The 16,915-nt window shown below is 70.4% G+C and carries 16 protein-coding genes and 1 riboswitch; of the genes, 7 read left to right on the top strand and 9 right to left on the bottom strand.

What is annotated here, in order from left to right; translation table 11 throughout:
- Positions 1–107 precede the first annotated feature (107 nt).
- Positions 108–198: riboswitch (SAM riboswitch) on the top strand.
- From HMPREF9062_RS01260 to HMPREF9062_RS01275, 4 genes are all read left to right on the top strand, one after another.
- On the top strand, positions 192–1,343 hold the full coding sequence (locus HMPREF9062_RS01260; protein ID WP_009409804.1) for a methionine ABC transporter ATP-binding protein: 1,152 nt from the start codon (positions 192–194) through the stop codon (positions 1,341–1,343). Its footprint overlaps the riboswitch before it by 7 nt.
- 26 nt (positions 1,344–1,369) lie before the next feature.
- Positions 1,370–2,095, top strand: a complete 726-nt coding sequence (locus tag HMPREF9062_RS01265; protein ID WP_034254451.1) for a methionine ABC transporter permease — start codon at positions 1,370–1,372, stop codon at positions 2,093–2,095.
- Positions 2,096–2,217: 122 nt separating this feature from the next.
- Positions 2,218–3,081, top strand: a complete 864-nt coding sequence (locus HMPREF9062_RS01270; RefSeq protein WP_009409806.1) for a MetQ/NlpA family ABC transporter substrate-binding protein — start codon at positions 2,218–2,220, stop codon at positions 3,079–3,081.
- A gap of 56 nt (positions 3,082–3,137) precedes the next feature.
- A complete protein-coding gene (locus HMPREF9062_RS01275; protein ID WP_009409807.1) occupies positions 3,138–4,262 on the top strand; it encodes an alpha/beta hydrolase in 1,125 nt (374 codons plus the stop codon).
- A gap of 103 nt (positions 4,263–4,365) precedes the next feature.
- Here HMPREF9062_RS01275 and HMPREF9062_RS01280 read toward each other — a convergent pair whose 3' ends face one another.
- Positions 4,366–5,001, bottom strand: coding sequence for a low molecular weight protein-tyrosine-phosphatase (locus HMPREF9062_RS01280; RefSeq protein WP_009409808.1), 636 nt, complete (start codon positions 4,999–5,001; stop codon positions 4,366–4,368).
- 156 nt (positions 5,002–5,157) lie between these two features.
- Here HMPREF9062_RS01280 and HMPREF9062_RS01285 point away from each other — a divergent pair, with 156 nt between their 5' ends.
- Positions 5,158–5,886, top strand: coding sequence for a prepilin peptidase (locus HMPREF9062_RS01285; protein WP_009409809.1), 729 nt, complete (start codon positions 5,158–5,160; stop codon positions 5,884–5,886).
- A gap of 54 nt (positions 5,887–5,940) precedes the next feature.
- On the opposite strand, the gene HMPREF9062_RS01290 is transcribed toward HMPREF9062_RS01285, so the two are convergent.
- The 3 genes from HMPREF9062_RS01290 to HMPREF9062_RS01300 form a co-directional block, all read right to left on the bottom strand.
- Positions 5,941–6,180: a hypothetical protein gene (locus tag HMPREF9062_RS01290; RefSeq protein ID WP_009409810.1), complete on the bottom strand. Its 240-nt coding sequence runs from the start codon at positions 6,178–6,180 to the stop codon at positions 5,941–5,943.
- A 1-nt stretch (position 6,181) separates the two neighbouring features.
- Positions 6,182–6,418 carry a hypothetical protein gene (locus HMPREF9062_RS01295; protein WP_009409811.1) on the bottom strand — a complete coding sequence of 79 codons (237 nt, stop codon included), beginning with the start codon at positions 6,416–6,418 and terminating at the stop codon, positions 6,182–6,184.
- 74 nt (positions 6,419–6,492) lie between these two features.
- Positions 6,493–7,941 carry an amidohydrolase gene (locus tag HMPREF9062_RS01300; RefSeq protein WP_009409812.1) on the bottom strand — a complete coding sequence of 483 codons (1,449 nt, stop codon included), beginning with the start codon at positions 7,939–7,941 and terminating at the stop codon, positions 6,493–6,495.
- A gap of 89 nt (positions 7,942–8,030) precedes the next feature.
- On the opposite strand from HMPREF9062_RS01300, the gene HMPREF9062_RS01305 reads away from it, so the two are divergent.
- Positions 8,031–10,088 carry a hypothetical protein gene (locus HMPREF9062_RS01305; protein WP_034253480.1) on the top strand — a complete coding sequence of 686 codons (2,058 nt, stop codon included), beginning with the start codon at positions 8,031–8,033 and terminating at the stop codon, positions 10,086–10,088.
- A 26-nt stretch (positions 10,089–10,114) separates the two neighbouring features.
- On the opposite strand, the gene HMPREF9062_RS01310 is transcribed toward HMPREF9062_RS01305, so the two are convergent.
- The 5 genes from HMPREF9062_RS01310 to nrdF all read right to left on the bottom strand — a co-directional run bounded on the left by HMPREF9062_RS01310 (position 10,115) and on the right by nrdF (position 15,633).
- The gene (locus HMPREF9062_RS01310; RefSeq protein ID WP_034253483.1) at positions 10,115–11,623 is read right to left on the bottom strand and encodes an amidohydrolase family protein; all 1,509 of its coding nucleotides are present in this window, start codon (positions 11,621–11,623) and stop codon (positions 10,115–10,117) included.
- 146 nt (positions 11,624–11,769) lie between these two features.
- A complete protein-coding gene (locus tag HMPREF9062_RS01315) occupies positions 11,770–12,684 on the bottom strand; it encodes a hypothetical protein (RefSeq protein WP_034253486.1) in 915 nt (304 codons plus the stop codon).
- A gap of 50 nt (positions 12,685–12,734) precedes the next feature.
- Positions 12,735–13,460, bottom strand: a complete 726-nt coding sequence (locus tag HMPREF9062_RS01320) for a hypothetical protein (protein ID WP_253270628.1) — start codon at positions 13,458–13,460, stop codon at positions 12,735–12,737.
- 223 nt (positions 13,461–13,683) lie between these two features.
- On the bottom strand, positions 13,684–14,547 hold the full coding sequence (locus HMPREF9062_RS01325; RefSeq protein ID WP_009409818.1) for an SMP-30/gluconolactonase/LRE family protein: 864 nt from the start codon (positions 14,545–14,547) through the stop codon (positions 13,684–13,686).
- Between the two features lie 111 nt (positions 14,548–14,658).
- Positions 14,659–15,633 carry a class 1b ribonucleoside-diphosphate reductase subunit beta gene (gene nrdF, locus HMPREF9062_RS01330; RefSeq protein WP_009409819.1) on the bottom strand — a complete coding sequence of 325 codons (975 nt, stop codon included), beginning with the start codon at positions 15,631–15,633 and terminating at the stop codon, positions 14,659–14,661.
- 455 nt (positions 15,634–16,088) lie between these two features.
- Here nrdF and HMPREF9062_RS01335 point away from each other — a divergent pair, with 455 nt between their 5' ends.
- Positions 16,089–16,772, top strand: a complete 684-nt coding sequence (locus HMPREF9062_RS01335; RefSeq protein WP_009409821.1) for a phosphoribulokinase — start codon at positions 16,089–16,091, stop codon at positions 16,770–16,772.
- Positions 16,773–16,915 lie beyond the last annotated feature (143 nt).

The raw sequence follows: 16,915 nt of genomic DNA on the forward strand, positions 1-16,915 counted from the left end.
CGTCGTCCCCGCCCCACTCGACCGGACGGGAACGACGGCGCACGTGATGTTCGTCCCTTCATGTGCTGAGGGTTGCCCTGTCCCATCGGCACCGCATAGCGTGTCCCCGACCATCTAGAGCAACTGAGAGACCTGGCTCGCGGACGTTGCAGCAACCCCCGCTTGCGGTGCGGGTGCTTCCGCCAGGACCGATGGAGGACTACGTGAGCGACGAAGAACCCTTGACGGGCGGGACCCTCGACGGGTCGGCCGACACCCCGGGCCGAGTCGAGGACTCGGCCCGGGCCGACGCCGACAATGCCGCCGAGTCGACCGACTCCGCCGATGACTCCGGCCCCGCCGGGGACACACCCATGATCGTGCTGCGCGACGTCCACAAGGTCTACCGCCTGCGCGACGGCTCGCAGGTCCACGCCCTGGACGGGCTGACCCTCGACGTCCCCGCGGGCTCCATCCACGGCGTCGTCGGCACCTCCGGCGCCGGCAAGTCCACGCTCGTGCGCTGCCTGACCGCCCTCGAACAGCCCACCAGCGGCGAGGTGCGCGTCGCCGGTCAGGACCTGACGTCGCTGAGCGCCCGCGGACTGCGTGAGGCCCGCCGCGCCATCGGCATGGTCTTCCAGCACGCCAACCTCCTCGACTCGCGCACGACCGCCCAGAACATCGCCTACCCCCTGGCACTGGCCGGCGTGAAGGCGGGCGGGCGCCACGAAACCGTCGAACGGATGCTCCAGCTCGTGGGTCTAGCCGACCGCGGATCCTCCTACCCCGCCCAGCTCTCGGGCGGCCAGAAGCAGCGGGTCGGCATCGCCCGCGCCCTGGCCGACCAGCCCGCCATCCTCCTGTGCGACGAGCCCACCAGCGCATTGGACCCGGACACCACCCGCTCCATCCTCAATCTCATCCGCGACGTGCGCGACAGCCTGGGCGTCACCGTCGTCATCATCACCCACGAGATGAGCGTGGTCCGCCAGATCTGCGACTCCGTCAGCCTCCTGGAGGCCGGGCGGGTCATCGAATCGGGCCCCATCGAGAACGTCGTGGCCCACGTCGACTCCCGGCTGTCCCGCGAACTCGTTCCGCCCCCGGACGTGCCCGACGCCGTACGCGCAGCCGACGACACCGTCATCGACGTGGCCCTAACCGCCCGGCCCGGCGAGCCCGCCGCCGCCCAGGTCCTCGCCCTCGCCGCGGACCAGGGAGCCGACGTCGCCGGAGGCGTCTTCGAGACGCTCGGCGCCGCCCAGGTCGGGCGGCTCGCCCTCACCATTCCCGCCGATCGCGCCGCCACCGCAACCGGGGTGCTGCGCGAGGCGGGCGTCACCGCGGAGGTCCGCGCATGAACGCCCTGCTGACAGTCCTGCCTGATATGCACGTCGCCGCCGGCCACATCGGCGACCTCGCATCCGCCCTGCCCGCCGCCGGCAAGGGGCGCTGGATGGAGAACCGGGACCTGACCGAGAAGCTGTGGCCGGCCACCCTGGAGACCTTCGCCATGACCGGGGTATCGGGAATCCTGACCATCGCCCTCGGCCTGCCCCTGGGACTGGCCCTGATCACCACAGGGCCGCGAGGTCAGCACCGCAACCGGATCGTCTACGAGATCGTCTCGCAGATCGTCAACATCGGGCGCTCAATGCCCTTCATCATCCTCATGGTCGCCATCATGTCGCTCACGCGCTTCCTCGTGGGCAGCTCCATCGGCTGGCAGGCGGCCTGCGTGCCGCTGACCATCGGGGCCATCCCCTTCTACGCCCGTCTGGTCGAGACGGCGATCAACGACGTCGACCAGGGCAAGGTAGAAGCCGCACTCATGATGGGCGCCTCCGGGGCCCAGATCACATGGGGAGTCCTCGTGCGCGAGGCGCTGCCGACCCTCATCCAGTCAGCCACCGTCACAATCATCACCCTCATCGGCTACTCGGCCATGGCGGGAACCGTCGGCGGCGGCGGGCTCGGCGACATGGCCATCCAATACGGCTACAAGGGCAACGAGAGCGACGTCATGATCGTCACCGTCGTGCTCATCGTCATCGTCGTCGGCATCATCCAAGTCTGCGGCGACATGCTCAGCCGGCTGGTCGACCACCGCTGAGCCTCGGACCAGCCGGAGAACACGCCCGCCGACGCGGCACCCTCCCGCTCAGTGCTGGGTCTTCCGGCCCGTCACGCCGGACCCGCCCCACCACCCCGCTTCTTCTCGCGAACAGGAACATCATGACCACCAGCATCTCCCGCCGTGCAGTCCTCGCCGGAGGCCTCGTCTCCGCCGCCGCCCTGACTCTGGCCGCCTGCGGCAAGAGCGCCAGCGGCAGCGAGGTCGACGGCATCACGGTCAAGGACGGCGTCGCCACCATCTCCATCGGCGCCACCCCGCAGCCCCACGTCGTCATCCTCCAGTGGATCCAGGACAATCTGGCCGCCGACGCCGGCCTCAACCTGGACATCATGAGCATCGACGACTACCAGGTGCCGAATGCGTCACTGAACGACGGCTCCCTGGCCGCGAACTACTTCCAAACGCCCAATTTCCTCAAGCAGCAGATCGACGACAAGAACTACGACCTGGTCTCCATCGCCGACGTGCACGTCGAGCCGCTGGGCATCTACACCTCCAAGGGGTACACCTCCGTGGACCAGGCGGCGGACGGGGGCAAAGTTCTGCTCAACAACGACCCGGCCAATATGACGCGCGGTTACCGGCTCCTCGAAACCGCGGGCCTCATCACCCTCGACGACTCCAGCTCCGAGACGCTGACCGACACCGACGTCACGGGCAACCCCAAGAACCTGCAGTTCTACCCCCTGGACGCGGGACAGATCCCCGCCTCGATGCCCGACGCGGAACTCGCGATCATCAACGGCAACTACGCTCTCGGCGCCGGGCTCAAGCCGAGCGAGGACGCACTCGTCCTCGAGCAGGGCGGAGCTGACTCGCCGTACGCCAACGAGCTCGTCGTGCGCACCAAGGACAAGGACAACGAGTACCTCGTCAAACTCGCCGAACTCATGAACTCCGACGATCTTAAGAACTACATCGAGCAGACCTGGACCGACGGCTCCGTGGTCCCCGCGTTCTGACCGTCAACCCCATCGGCCTCGCGCCGCCCGCCGCCGACGCATGCGAGGATGCCCCCGTGACGCAGCCTCCTACTGAGACACCCGCCGATCGTACGCCGGCCCCGACGCCGCCCCCGGCCCCCTCCCTCACCACCGACATCCTGGGGGAGCCGTGGGTGGCCCGGCGGATCGCCGTCACCCCCGACGAGGCCGCCGCACCCGGCGCCGACCACGCCGTTCTGGTCCACCAGCGCGGGGCGGTACCACCTGCGGACGGGGCCCCGCGCCACGAGCGGGCCGTGCTCTACCTCCACGGCCGCAATGACTTCTTCTTCCAAACCCACCTGGCCGACGCTCTCCTCACCGCCGGCTACGAGTTCTACGCCCTGGACCTGCGCGCCTGCGGGCGAGCCGGCGTCGACCACCCCTCCCCGCACGACGTGCGCGACCTGCGCGTCCATGACGAGGAGATCACCGAGGCGCTGCGGATCATCCGCACCGAGCACGCCCACAGCGGCGACGTCGTTCTCAACGGCCACTCCACGGGCGGGCTACTGGCGGCCATCTGGGCGGCCGACCACCCGGGAAGCGTGTCGGCGCTCGTCCTCAATTCGCCGTGGCTGCAGCTGAACTCCTCCGGGCTCGCACGCTCTTACGGGTCGGCCTACGTCGACCTGATCTCGCGGCGCGACCCGGAGAAGATCATCGACGATCCGGCGCAGGCGCGGGCGCGCAAGCGGGCGCGTCGGACCGCCGACGCCGCGACCGCCGTCCCGGTGGACGCCGACCCGGGGCCGATCGGCGAGGATCTGTACGTGCGGTCCCTGCACCGGCACTGGGGCGGGGAGTGGGATTGGGACCTGCGGCTCAAGCCATCGCCGTCATTCCCCGTGCGGGCGGGCTTCCTCGCGGGCATCCGCAGGCTCCAACGGGAGGTGCGCCACGGGCTGGGGCTGAGGATTCCCGTGCTCGTGTGCTGCTCGACGACGACGGGCGGGCCCGGAACCGACGCCCGGGAGGCGCGCCGCAGCGACGTCGTGCTGTCGGTCGAGCAGATCGTCGAGCGCGCCGGCTTCCTCGGGTCGGATGTCACCATCCGCCAGATCCCGAACGGAGTGCACGACCTGGCTCTTTCGTCGTCCCCTGCCCGTGAGGAGTATCTGACGACGGTGACCGAATGGCTGACCGCGCGCCTGGGATAGCTGCGATCCGACATCGGTGACGGGGCGCAGCGGGACCACTCGCCAGCCCTGCGGGCATCCCCGCGCGCATGCCGGCCCGACGCACTCGCCGCGCCCGCCCCCGTCAGCCGCGCGGGGCCGTCAGCCGCGCGAGCGCCGGGGCGAGGGCGTCGCACACCCGTTCGACAACCTGAAGCGTGTCGACGAAGTCCTCCACCGTCCCGTACCAGGGGTCGGGCACGTCCAGGTCCGGGCGAAGGCGGTCGTCGGCGGCGATCGGTCGGCGGGCGTCGCGCGCCGCCGGGTCGAACTCGCGGAACATGCGGATGCGATCAGCCCGGGCGCCGAGGCGCTCGGCGCGGCGCACCAGCGCGCTGCGATGAGCCCGGGTCATGGCCAGCACGAGGTCGGCGCCCGCGAGTTCGGCGTCACCGATCCGGTGGGCGGCGTGGCCGACGATGGCAGCGTCCACGGCGCGCGCGGCGGCGTCGGACCCGCTGCCGTAACCGCGCTCGGCCAGCAGGCGACGGGCGCGGGGGTCGATGGGGTTGCCGTGCTCCTCATCGGAGACCCCGGCCGAGGTCACGACGACGCCGCCCCGCCCCGAGGTCGGAGTGCCGGCCGCTGCGAGACGGTCGATGAGAACGACCTCGGCCATGGCCGAGCGGCAGATGTTCCCGGTGCAGACCACGGAGACCGTGTACGGGCCGTCGGGGTCGCGGGGAGCCGGCAGGACGGAAGGCGTGATGGTGTCTGGCACGCGGGTCAGGCTCTCGCGCTCGGGCGGCCCGTGGCAAGCCGAAGCGGGGCCTCACAGCGCACCGGGCGAGCCGGGGTGAGCCGGGGTGAGCCGATGGGCGCAGCGGCGATCGAGGCGGACGCCGCCGCGCACGTCCCGACGTGAAAAGCTGCCCCCATGCCGACCGCCTCGACCGCCCTGACCGCCGTGACCATCGCCGTCGTCGTCACCGCGTCGGCGGCCCTGGCCGCGGGGCCCGCCTCCTCGGCGGCCCGCGCCTACACGGCTCGCCTCGACGGTCCGGATGCGCCCGAGAACGCGCCGCGCGTCCGACGCCCCCGACTCCTGGACCGGCGCCCTCAAGCGACGGCCGTCCTCATCCTGACCATCCCAGCCGGCTGGTGGGGCGCCCGCGCCGGAGCCCTCGCGGACACGGTGACGGCACTCCCCCTGGTCGCGATCCTGGTGGTCGCCTGCAGCGTCGACGCCGTGTGCCATCGCCTGCCCGACCGGCTGCTCGGCTGGGCGGCCCGCTGGCTGGCCGTCGCCACCGCAACGCGCCTGGGAGTGGACCTGGCCGTCGGCGCGTCCACCGGGCGGGCGACGTGGCCCGCCGGGCGGGCCGGGATCATCGCGCTCGGAATCGGCGCCGTCATGCTGATCATGCACCTGCTGCGAACCGGGCTCGGATTCGGCGACGTCAAGCTCTGCACGCTGTGCTCCGCATGGCTCGGGCAACTCGACCCGTGGACGCCCATCACCGGCCTCATGCTGGGATTCCTCCTCGGAGGGCTGGCCAGCGTCGTCCTCCTGCTGCTACGCCGGGCGAAACTCAAGCAGCACATCGCCTTCGGCCCCTACCTGGGAGCCGGCGCCTGGCTGGCGTGGATGCTCGCCCTCGCCTGAGTGGCCGCGCGTCACTCCTGCCAGAAGTGCTCGACGTCGACGGTGCCGCCGGCCTCAGGCGGCGCTGAACCTCTTATTGACGCCCTGGCGCGTCATGCCGAGGATATCGCCGATCTGCTGCCACGAGCGGCCATTCTCCCGGGCGCGGGCGACCGCCTCGTCGAGCTCGGCCTCCGCCGTGGCGAGCCGGAGCTGCGCCAGTGTGATCGCCATGAGGTCGGGTGCGTCCGTGGAGGCCACCGGGGCGGCGCCGTCGGACTCGATCTCCCGGAGCATGTCGTCATTGCCTCGCATCTCATCGCCTCCTGAGGTATTTCGGCCGTGCCTTCATCGCGTGGAAAACCCGACCGCTCACGTTAACCGCGACCTCAAGCAGGTCCCCCGAGCGGCTCGGCCCGATCACCATGACGTAACCCTCGTAGTAGTGGATCACAATCGGATTGGACAGGGCATGGTCGATATCATCACGGCCGACACCGTGTTTGAAGGCGCTCGGCTCGAAGCCCATGTGGTAATTGTAGTTGTCATTCATACGGTGAGCAAGAAGCTCACCGCACGTGCCTCGGGCCCGCAGATCGCTCGAGCAGCAGAGGCTGCGGCCGCGCGTCACTCCTGCCAGAAGTGCTCGACGTCGACGGTGCCGCCGGCCTCGAAATCGGTTCGCACAGCCCGACGGAAACCGCCGTCGTGCAGCCAGTCCAGGGCGACGGCCGCCAGGCCGTACGCGCCGTCCACGGCCGCCGCGTCTCCGGTGGCGCCCCCGGCCGCCCGCTCCATCTCGCGCATGTGCAGGGCGACGCCGGTGCGATCGGTGACCTTGATGAGCGGGTGAATGCCCGGCAGACGCTGAGAGACGTTGCCGAAGTCGGTGCCCGCCGCGATCGTCTCGGACACGACGCCGGCCGGCAGCGGGTCCCGGCCGCGCTCACGCTGGGAGCGGACCCAGGACCGCCCCAGGGGCCCGTTGGAGCGCACCGGCATCTCGTTGGTGTAGGGCGGGGTGATGATCTCCAGACCGGTGCCGGTCATGAGCGCGGCTCCGCGCAGGACATCCTCGACGCGCCCGACCAGATCCTTGAGGGTCTCGGGGTACTTCGAGCGCACGAAGATGTTCAGCTCGCTGCGCTCGGGAACGACGTTGGGGACCCGTCCGCCGTCGACGACGACGGCGTGGAGCCGGTCCATGGGAAGGATCTGCTGGCGCAGCAGGCCGATGCCCATGAGCACCACGGTGGCGGCGTCCAGGGCGTTGCGCCCCATGAAGGGCTGGGAGGCGGCGTGCGCGGGCACGCCGGTGAAGACGGCGCGGATGCGGCGCACGCCGAGCCAGGTCTGGTCCACCAGGTCGTAGGCGTAGGAGTGGGTCTGGATAGCGGCGTCGACACCGTCGAGCATGCCGCGTCGGGAGAGGATCTCCTTGGCGGTGTCGGGTTCCTCGGCGGGGGTGGTCTGAAGGACGACGCGACCGGGCAGGGCCGCGGGATCGCGCCGGGCGAGCTCGACGAGGGCGAGGAAGGCGCCCACGGAGTTGGCGCACATGACGTTGTGCCCGCAGGCGTGACCGATGCCGGGCAGGGCGTCGTACTCGGCGAGGATGGCGATGACGGGAATGGGATCCGATGAGGGCGCGGCCGGCGCGGAGTCGGCCGGTACGGCGACGCGGGCAGCGGTATCGCAGACCGGGGCGGAGGCCACCGGCCCGGGGTCGGCCCGCGTCGTCGGGCCGACCACAGCCCGCAGAGCGGTGTCCATGCCGTAGACGCCGACGGTCGGCTCCACGCCGTGGGCGCGCAGGAGCCCGGCGACAGCGGCCACCGCATGGTGCTCGGCATAGCCGACCTCGGGGTGGGAGTGAATATCACGGGAAAGGTCGACGATCTCACCGGCGAGCTCATCGACCGTCTCGGCCAGGGCGGCCCGCAGGAGAGGCGGAGCGCCATCCCCCTCGGACAGGGCAGCGGCGGGGACCGCAGCGGCGGCGCGGGCGGCGGTTTCAGCGGCCATGCGGTCCTGGACCGCGCAGCAGGGCTCAGTGGGGTGGGACAGATCACGCATGGCTCCATCATGCCCGACGCGCGCGACGGGCAACCGCACCGCCACAGTCGGGCGGAGCCCCCGGCTTTCATCGTTCCGTGATAATCACGATGGCGAACACTCCCTCCCGCGCCAGCACCCACGCCATACTTCCAGGCATGGTTCCCGATCATCGTCCCCTGGCGTCCCGTCTGCGCTCGCGAATACCCTGCGCCCGTCGCGCTCTGCGCACTCTCCTCGTGGGCGCACTCGTGCTTCTGGTCGGCGCCGTCGCCGCCAGGCTGCTCTGGCCCGAGCACCCCGGCCTCGACATCGTCCCCGTAGAGAACGGAACGGGCGCAGAAGGCCTTCCCGACCTTCCCGCGGACATCACCTATCGCAGCAGCGCCGGGATCATCGCCGCCTGGCTGCTCAGCCGAGCGAACCGATACCTGCAGGAGCTGGAGGAATGGGATAAGTCCTCGACCGTCGGGCGCCGGGTCACCATGAGACTGCATCTCGCACTGGCGGTCGTCGCCCTGGGACTCGGCGGATGGGCCGCCGCAGCCTCCGTACGCCGATGGAGCACGGTCGTCAGCACCACCGGGGGTGGTGTGACGGAGATCCTCCTCGTCGCTCTCGTGCCGATCGCTCTGGCTCTGGCAGCCGCCGCCACCGCACTGCTCAACGTTCTGCGCCCGGTCTCCAGCACCGAGCCCCTCATCCTCAGCAGGCGGGAACGACCCGCCTGGTGGGCGGCCGTTCTCACCCCGGTGCTCGCGCTGGCGGGGACCGTCGCCGTGGGGCAGGAGTACTCGGGATCGAACGACGTCTTCACAGCCTCGAAGGCTCCGGCCCAGGACCAGCCGGTCGTTCCGACCAGCTTCGCCCCCGACCCGGCCTGGACGCTGGACGTCTCCTCGCTCCAGGACATCGTGGCCGGCGCAGCGGGCCCCGTCATCCTCTCCTCCGACGGCGTCCAGGGCCTCGACCCCGGCGACGGCTCGGTGTCCTGGGAGTTCCGCACGCAAGTCGATCCGCAGTGCGACGACTACAGCACCGAGTACGAGAGCGAACCCGCCGTCAGCAGCTCACCCTGTCTCATCACGAGCCCCGACCGGCGGTACGTGGCCGTGCACCTGCCCGGACCCGGGGCTTTTTTCGATCGCCTCCCCGAGCAGAGGACCGTCGTCCTGGACACCATCTGCGGTCAGGTCGTTCTGGACCGTCTGAATGACAGGGGTGATGTCCACCACCAACGGCTCCAGCTCACCGACAGTGCCGTCCTGGACGGGTACGACGTCTACAGCCTGGAGGACGGCTCGCGACTGTGGACACTGCCGCAGGCGTTCTCGTCCTCTATTGACTACTCGGGCACGGCCGGTCATTCCTCCTTCATTCTGGCCTTCGCCTACAGGTCCAACGGGCTCGGGCAGGAGAGGAGCGCCGCCGTGTCAACGGCAAAGCTCATACTGGCCCCGCAGTCGGACCCGTCGGCGACGCGAACAATCGTGAATGTCCTGACGCCCCAGTTCTGGAGGGGACTATCGAACTCCGGCTGGGCCGCCGTCCTCACCGACGGCGGAGCCCAGGCCGTCAGCCTCGACGCGCTCGCCGGAGTCAACGACGCGGATACCACCCGCACGGACCTGGGCGCCGCGGTGGCCCTCAACAGGCAGGCGAGCCTGGCATCGGGTCTCCTCGTCACCGTCCCGCCCCCTCCGGAGGACACCCAGTGGGAGCAGCAGAAGGACGCGCACCAGTCCGACGCCACGTCCCCGAGTATGGTCGCCGCGGTCTTCGACCCGGCGACGGGCGACGTCACAGACGCCGCGCACACGCCGGGCCTGGCGGCCGCAAGAGTCGGCATCACAACCCATGCGACGGGCGACGCCGTCGAGAATCGTCTGACCATCGTTGCGGGGGACGGCGGTGCGGGCGTGTCGTATCCGGTGGACGCTGCGACGGTTCACTCCTCTTCCGACTCCGACACCTTCAACTCCCAGCTCTACGACCTCGAGCAGGACCGCCTGTTCTCCTCCTCCCTCCGCCAGTCGGGCATCACCGCCCTGAGCACTCCGGGAGCGACACTGGTCGTCCAGACGGTCGACTCATCGACTTCATCGAACCGCGTCTCGAACCGCGTCCGACTCTTCGCCTTCCCGGAAGACGCATCCGAGACCTCCTGAAACCCGCATCGGCCGCGGCTTCGCACTCACACCTGTGGGTGCCGTCGGCGCCGCACGGCGCGCTCGCGCCACACCCGCAGTGTGGCCGCGGGACCGATCGGGCCCAGACCGCCCAATGAATCGTCCACCAGCACGGGCACACCCTCGAGCCGGTCGGGAACGAACTCGCGGCCGCGCGTGACGACGAGGGTGAGGTCGCGCAGCACCCCCAGCCCCTCACGCGGGTCCCCCGCCACAGCGATGATGTCGGCCTCGAACCCCTCGGCCAGCACCCCGGTGACCCCGGCGCGGCCGATGGCCGCCGCCGCCCGCGACGTCGCCGCGAGGATGACCTCGGTACGAGGAAGACCGACCCACTCCAGCGCCTCCAACCCGCCGACGTAACCGCGCTGCGGCACCCCGGGAATGCCGGCGTCGTGCCCGGCGACGATCCGCACGCCGTGCTCCCACAGCCGGCGAGCGGGCGGGGCGTAGGAATCATCGCGCCGGAGCATCCGCGGCATGTCGGGGGTGATGGTGCAATCGACGTGCACACCGGCGCGCGCCATCTCGTCGGCCAGGGCCGGGTCGAACTCGCTGCGACCATCCGCGGTGATGAAGGAGGCGTGGGCGACGTAGTCGACGCCGGCGCGCACGGCCCGCTCGATTCCCTGGGTGCCGTGAGCGTGCGCGGCCGTCCACTTGCCCAGACGGTGCGCCTCGGCGAAGAGCACCTCGAGTTCGCCCCCGCTGAACTGGGCGAACCAGGGGGCGGAGCCGCCTGTCATGAAACCGCCGGTGGCCATGACCTTAATGGTGTCGACCCCCATCTTGTGGTGGTGGCGCACCTCATGGCGAATCTCGTCGAGTGAGTCGACCTCGGCGCCTGCATGGTAGGAGTGCCCGCCGGTCGTGGTGATCTGGGGACCTGAGGCAATGACGCGCGGCCCGCGCACGTCCCCGTTGTCGATGGCGTCGCGCACGGCAACGTCGATGTAGTGGCGCGCCCCCAGGCTCTGGACGCTGGTGACGCCCACACTCAGCAGCTCACGGGCGCTGCGCGTGGCGTTGAGAGTGAGACGGGCGATCTCGTGCGGACCGTAGTCGGGGTATTCGACGTCGGTGCCGGAGGTCGGCAGGTGATCGTGGGTCTCGATAAGGCCGGGCATGAGCGTGGAGCCGGGCAGGTCGAGGCGTTCGACGTCGGTGGCGACCAGGTCGGTCCGGGAGGCCAGGCGGGCCTCGGCCTCGGCCGCAGTACCGGCGAACAGGATGCGCTTGCGCCGCAGCAGCACCGCTCCCCCGCGGCCGGCGCGCCGGGCGGCCCCGGCGTCGGCGGCCCCCTCGCCGTCAGGGCCGACGGCGGGTACGTCGCCGAGAACCTCGAGGGTGCCCGGGGCGTCGCCGCGGCGCCCCGTGATGAGACGGTCGGCGGTCACCAGGACGGTGGAGCGACCGTCCAGACGCTCCCCGCCATCAGTGGGAGGGGTGATCCACCCGGTGATCTCACCGGGTGCGGGAGGGCCAGGGAAGGGTGGGGTGGGATTGTCGGTCATGATGCCAGGATCGCAGGTTTCCGCGGGCCCGGCTCTGTCGCCTCGGCAACAGGACCCCGCGCGGGACCCGCCCCCGCGAGCGGGATCAGCCGTCACCACCGACCGCCGGGAAGCGCCCGTCCGCCCCCGCCCCTCCGCGAGCGCGGTCAGCCGCGGGGCATGATGAAGGAGCTGCCGAGGGCGAAGGGAAATCCCGGTTTGAGCACGGCGTCGGCGACCGGCTGGGCCAAGTCGATGAGGCCCTCGACCTCGAAGCCCGGTTCGCCGTCGGGTTCGGGAGTGGTGAGCAGTTCGGAGTAGGGCACGTCGAGGTCCAGCAGGGACATGCCGTCGGCGTGGGCGGCGTTCTCCCACCGGCCGGTCTCCATGTCGAGCAGAGTGCCCAGGTGGAAGTGCATGACCTGGTCGGCGTCGACCTCGCTGGGTGCGCTCAGCACGTGGTGGGGCTCCGGATCGCGCGGGGCGCGCAGGGTGAACAGGAGGATGGCGCCATCACGGGCCGCGCGCAGCATGAGTCGGGCCAGGTGGACGGTGAAGCCGGTGATGTCGAAGTCGGAGGGGCTGGAGCCCATGGCCTCTTCGACGGTCAGTGCAGGGGTTAGGGGGACGGCGGCGCCGCGGCGCGGGTCGTTGAAGGCGCGCCGCCCGGTGGGGGCCTCGGCGCGCAGGCGCAGGATCGGGCCGGACTCGCCGGTGGCGGCGGAGTCGGCGGAGTCGGCGCCCGGTGCCAGCAGGGTGCCGGTCTCCACGACCTCGACCCACCCCTCGGGGGTGGGTGAGGGCCCGGGTTCGGTCTCGACCACGCCCAAGCCGAGTACGGTGGCGAAGTCGGTGCCGTCGGTGGCGCGGTGCCAGGTGATGTCGGTGCCGTCGTGCCAGATGGGGACGACGCCCTTGAAGGGCAGTCCGAAGCGAACGTGCTCGGGGGCGGCGTGCCGGCCCCGAGCGGGCGTGGCGGCGTGCCGGCCGCGGACGGGTGTGGCGGCGTGCTTCGGCGTCCTGCCGGTAGGCGGATCAAGCGGGCCGGTGTCGTCGTGCTTCCCCAGGAAGTACTCGCTCATGGTCGCAGCCTACGGGGCGAGTGCGCGCCCGGCACCCGTCCGGGCATCGGTCAGTCGCTCTCGAGGATCACCGTCTCGCGGGAGGAGTACGCCTCGTAGCTCTGACCGCCGTTCTCACCGGCCACGGCCTTCCGCTCGTAGACGAGGGTCGTGGCGTCCTCGGGCAGGTGGTAGGGCTTGCCGTCCTTCGGCGGGAGGATGAAGGCGTACCACCCGTCGACGTGGTCGGCGCCGTAGTCGTCGGAGTTGATCGCCTTGATGCCCGCCCGTTCGAAGTCGTCGCCAAGGTCGGACGACGTGCTGAGGTAGCTCCGATGATTCTGATCGCTGTCATCAACGAGGCTCAGGGCGTGGTCGGTCTCGGGGCTCAGCGAGAGGTCGCCCGTGAAGTTCAGCGTGCAGTGCAGGAGGTAGACCGTCTCGTCCTTGGCCGAGGACTGCGCCTTGTAGGTTGAGGCATCGAAGTCCGGGATGACCTGATCGCACGACTCGGTCAGGCCGATGGCCTGATCCGACACGGTGACGGGCTCGATGGCGTGGGCGCCGGCAACGCCGATCTGGTTCACCCCCTGCGAGGCGGGGGCGACGGGGTCGGCCGCCGGTCGGCCGTCCTGGGTGCCGGGCGCTCCCGCATCCTGCGGCGCAGCGGCCTGCTCCTGACAGGCGGACATGCCGACGGCGCAGGCCGCGACGGCGGCGGTGATGAGAATCTTGGTGGGGGAGCGCATGAGGATCTCCGTTCCTGCGGGACTCGTAATAGTTCCCAGTGTGCTCAATGATCGCCCTGACGGCGATGGGAAGGCGTCTGCGGGGAGCTTTCGAGCAACCGCCGCGTGACAACCGGGCCGAAGCCTCCCTCCTCGACGTGAACGGTCAGGACGCTGCCGCCCTCCGGTCCGGTGGGAGGCGCCCGCCTCCTGCCGTCGTACAGGGCCCCGCCCGGCATCGGAGAACGGCCGGAGCGGGCGGGCGGGGCGCCGCGCTAAGCGGCATCACCGTTCAGCCGAAGGTCAACGGCTCCAAACCTCTGACTCCCGGTTCACACGCGTACACGCTGCCGGAAGCCGGCTCGACACCGTCGGGCAGATTCTCGCGGGACGTCGTGATGAACAACAGATCCAGCCCCTCCCCGCCGAAGGTGCAGGCCGTCACCTTGCTCACCGGCAACTCGACGACCTCGCTGAGCCGTCCGTCGGCGTCGTAGCGCCTGACCGCTGAGCCACGGTGCAGCGCCACCCACACCCCGCCCTCGGCGTCGACGCACAGCCCGTCGGGTTTGCCGGCCCCCTCGTCGATGTCGACGAAGGGCCGCGGGTCCGCCAGGCCGGCCCGCGCGTCGTAGTCGAGGACGGTGACCGTCCGCGTCGGGGTGTCCACCCAGTAGCCGAGCTCCCCATCGGGGCTGAAGCCGAGCCCGTTGGCGGTCGTCGCCCCGCTCCAGGCGAGCACGGGCCCCGTCCCCGGCCCGTCCCAGCGGTAGACGCCGGCCGCACCGACGACCTTGTCGTAGGACATAGTCCCGACCCAGAAGCGTCCGTCGGGGTCGCAGCCGCCCTCATTCGTGCGGATCGTCGGGTCGTCGGTGAGGCTCACGACCTCCTTCAGGTCGCTCAGATCCTCCTCCCGCCCCAGGGCGATGCCGCGCTCAGTGGCGACGAGCGCACCGCCGCCCGCGCGCGGGCGGATCACCGACGCCACGCGCGAGGGGACGGGCAGACGCCGGTGGCCGCCCTCGGCCCTGTCGTCGAGCTCGACGACGACGCCGGCCAGCATGTCCACGAACCGCAACCGACCCGTGGCCGGCCACCAGCAGGGGCCCTCACCGTGGTAGGAGATCGAATCGGTGATGCGCTGCGCCTTCATGGACTCACCCTACGACTTAAGAGACTGCCGGGAGAATGGGTCAAGGGCCGCCAGGAGAACGACGACCCCGGCCCGGGAACCTTGAAAAGCCGGTCCGGCCGGGACGCCGGCTCAGAACTCCCAGTCCTCGTCCTGGGTGGCCTCGGCCGTACCCATGACATAGGAGGAGCCGGAACCGGAGAAGAAATCGTGATTCTCATCCGCGTTCGGAGACAGGGAGGCGAGGATCGCCGGATTGACTGCGACGGCGTCGGCCGGGAAGAGGGCCTCGTAGCCGAGATTCATCAAGGCCTTGTTGGCGTTGTACCGCAGGAATTTCTTGACATCCTCGGTCAGGCCCAGCTCGTCGTAGAGGTCCTCGGTGTACTGCTCCTCGTTCTCATAGAGCTCCAGGAGCAGGTCGAAGGTGTAGTCCTTGAGCTCGGCCTGACGTTCCGGGGAGGACTCGCGCACCGCCAGCTGGTACTTGTAGCCGATGTAATATCCGTGAACGGCCTCGTCTCGGATAATGAGGCGGATGAGGTCGGCCGTGTTCGTCAGCTTGGCGTGGCTGGACCAGTACATGGGGGCGTAGAAACCAGAGTAGAAGAGGAAGGACTCCAGCATGGTGGAGGCGACCTTACGCTTCTCCGCGTCGTCGCCGCGGTAGTAGTCCAGGATGATCCGGGCCTTGCGCTGAAGGTTCTCGTTCTCCTCACTCCAACGGAAGGCCTCATCGATCTCGGCGGTGGAGATGAGGGTGGAGAAGATCGAAGAGTAGGAGCGGGCGTGCACCGATTCCATGAAGGCGATGTTGGTGTAGACCGCCTCCTCGTGGGGGGTCCGCGCATCCGGGATGAGGGAGACGGCCCCCACGGTCCCCTGGATGGTGTCGAGCAGGGTCAGACCGGTGAACACGCGAGTCGTCATGTTCTTCTCGGCGGGGTTGAGGGTGGCCCAGGACTGCACGTCATTGGACAGCGGCACCTTCTCGGGCAGCCAGAAGTTGCCGGTGAGGCGATCCCAGACCTCGAGGTCCTTGTCGTCGACGAGGCGGTTCCAGTTGATGGCCTGGACGCGGTCGATGAGCGTGATGGGCTCGGGCATGGGTTCTCCTCGGAGCGGGTCGGGCTGACTGGCCGGCTGGCCGGCTCCGTCATGCTACCGATTCGGAGAACCCGAGTCGGTGACGGAAGCCTGCGTGATCGGCGGAAATCCCGCTGTTCCAGCTCCCCAAGCCGAATTCCTCCGCGCCCGCGCCGCCTCACGCCCGGGGAGCAGAAGCGGGGAGAACCGACGCCGCGGGGTCAGCGTCGGTCGACGAGAGCCAGACTGAGGGCGGTGATGAGCACCGACAGCAGGGGGCGGCGCGCCGTCGGGCCGGAGGCCGCCCAGCGCCGGATCCGTCGTGAAGCCATATCGGGAGGCTACGAACCCGCCTCCCCCATCGGCATGGGCAGTCCTCCCCACGGCCGAGCCCTTGCCACACTCGCCCTCGTCCCGTCTCCGCCCGAACCCGCTGGCCGCCCCTCCGCCGAGGGGCGACCACCCATAATCGGATCATGGTCTCCCCTCCCCCCACCCGCACCGGGACCGCGCAGGCGCTGCTAGCCGACCTCGCCGACCGCCTGCCCGCACTCCTCGACACCGTCCCGGCGCGTCTCGTCATCGGACTCGCCGGGCCGCCGGGGTCGGGCAAGTCCACCCTGGCGGCCCGTCTCGAAACCATTCTGGATGATCGGGGCCTACTGGCCGGGAGCGTGCCGATGGACGGCTTCCACATGTCCAACGCCGTACTCGACGAGCTGGGCAGGCGCGGCCGCAAGGGGGCGCCGGACACGTTCGACGTCGAGGGCCTCCTCGCGACGCTCGACCGGGTGCGGGCCCTCGCACCGGGTCCCGACGGCGAGCCCCGCGAGGTCCTCGCCCCGGTCTACCGGCGCGACCTGCACGAACCGGTCGCGGCCTCCACGCGGGTGAGCGGCCATGGCGCCGTCATCACCGAGGGCAACTATCTGGCGCTGGACCGGCCGGGATGGAAGGGCGTGCGCGAGCGGGTCGACCTGCTCATCATGCTGGAGGTCGACGAAGCCGAGCTGGTGCGCCGTCTGGTGGCGCGGCACGAGTCCTTCGGCCGGGACCGGGCCGGCGCCGCCCACTGGGTGCGTACCGTCGACGTGCCCAACGCCCGACTCGTGACGGCGTCGGCGGCGCGATGCGACGAGGTGTGGCGGGTGCACAACTGAGGGCGGGAAGGCTCCGGGAGCGTCAGCGCTTCCGGTGCCGATCCTGCGCCGGACGGCGGGGCGTCCTCGCGGGCATCGCATGAGGTGTGTTCACGGTGGTGAACACCACGGTCGGGGGCTGGTGCGACGGGCCGGTGGTGGTA

It is taken from the genome of Actinomyces sp. oral taxon 448 str. F0400, assembly GCF_000220835.1.
GTDB lineage: Bacteria > Actinomycetota > Actinomycetes > Actinomycetales > Actinomycetaceae > Actinomyces.

Excerpts from the sequence above, each read along its gene's own strand:
- HMPREF9062_RS01260 (WP_009409804.1), top strand. The coding sequence starts at position 192 with ATGGAGGACTACGTGAGCGACGAAGAACCCTTGACGGGCGGGACCCTC.
- HMPREF9062_RS01265 (WP_034254451.1), top strand. The coding sequence starts at position 1,370 with ATGCACGTCGCCGCCGGCCACATCGGCGACCTCGCATCCGCCCTGCCC.
- HMPREF9062_RS01270 (WP_009409806.1), top strand. The coding sequence starts at position 2,218 with ATGACCACCAGCATCTCCCGCCGTGCAGTCCTCGCCGGAGGCCTCGTC.
- HMPREF9062_RS01285 (WP_009409809.1), top strand. The coding sequence starts at position 5,158 with ATGCCGACCGCCTCGACCGCCCTGACCGCCGTGACCATCGCCGTCGTC.
- HMPREF9062_RS01290 (WP_009409810.1), bottom strand. The coding sequence starts at position 6,180 with ATGCGAGGCAATGACGACATGCTCCGGGAGATCGAGTCCGACGGCGCC.
- HMPREF9062_RS01295 (WP_009409811.1), bottom strand. The coding sequence starts at position 6,418 with ATGAATGACAACTACAATTACCACATGGGCTTCGAGCCGAGCGCCTTC.
- HMPREF9062_RS01300 (WP_009409812.1), bottom strand. The coding sequence starts at position 7,941 with ATGCGTGATCTGTCCCACCCCACTGAGCCCTGCTGCGCGGTCCAGGAC.
- HMPREF9062_RS01305 (WP_034253480.1), top strand. The coding sequence starts at position 8,031 with ATGGCGAACACTCCCTCCCGCGCCAGCACCCACGCCATACTTCCAGGC.
- HMPREF9062_RS01310 (WP_034253483.1), bottom strand. The coding sequence starts at position 11,623 with ATGACCGACAATCCCACCCCACCCTTCCCTGGCCCTCCCGCACCCGGT.
- HMPREF9062_RS01315 (WP_034253486.1), bottom strand. The coding sequence starts at position 12,684 with ATGAGCGAGTACTTCCTGGGGAAGCACGACGACACCGGCCCGCTTGAT.
- HMPREF9062_RS01325 (WP_009409818.1), bottom strand. The coding sequence starts at position 14,547 with ATGAAGGCGCAGCGCATCACCGATTCGATCTCCTACCACGGTGAGGGC.
- nrdF (WP_009409819.1), bottom strand. The coding sequence starts at position 15,633 with ATGCCCGAGCCCATCACGCTCATCGACCGCGTCCAGGCCATCAACTGG.
- HMPREF9062_RS01335 (WP_009409821.1), top strand. The coding sequence starts at position 16,089 with ATGGTCTCCCCTCCCCCCACCCGCACCGGGACCGCGCAGGCGCTGCTA.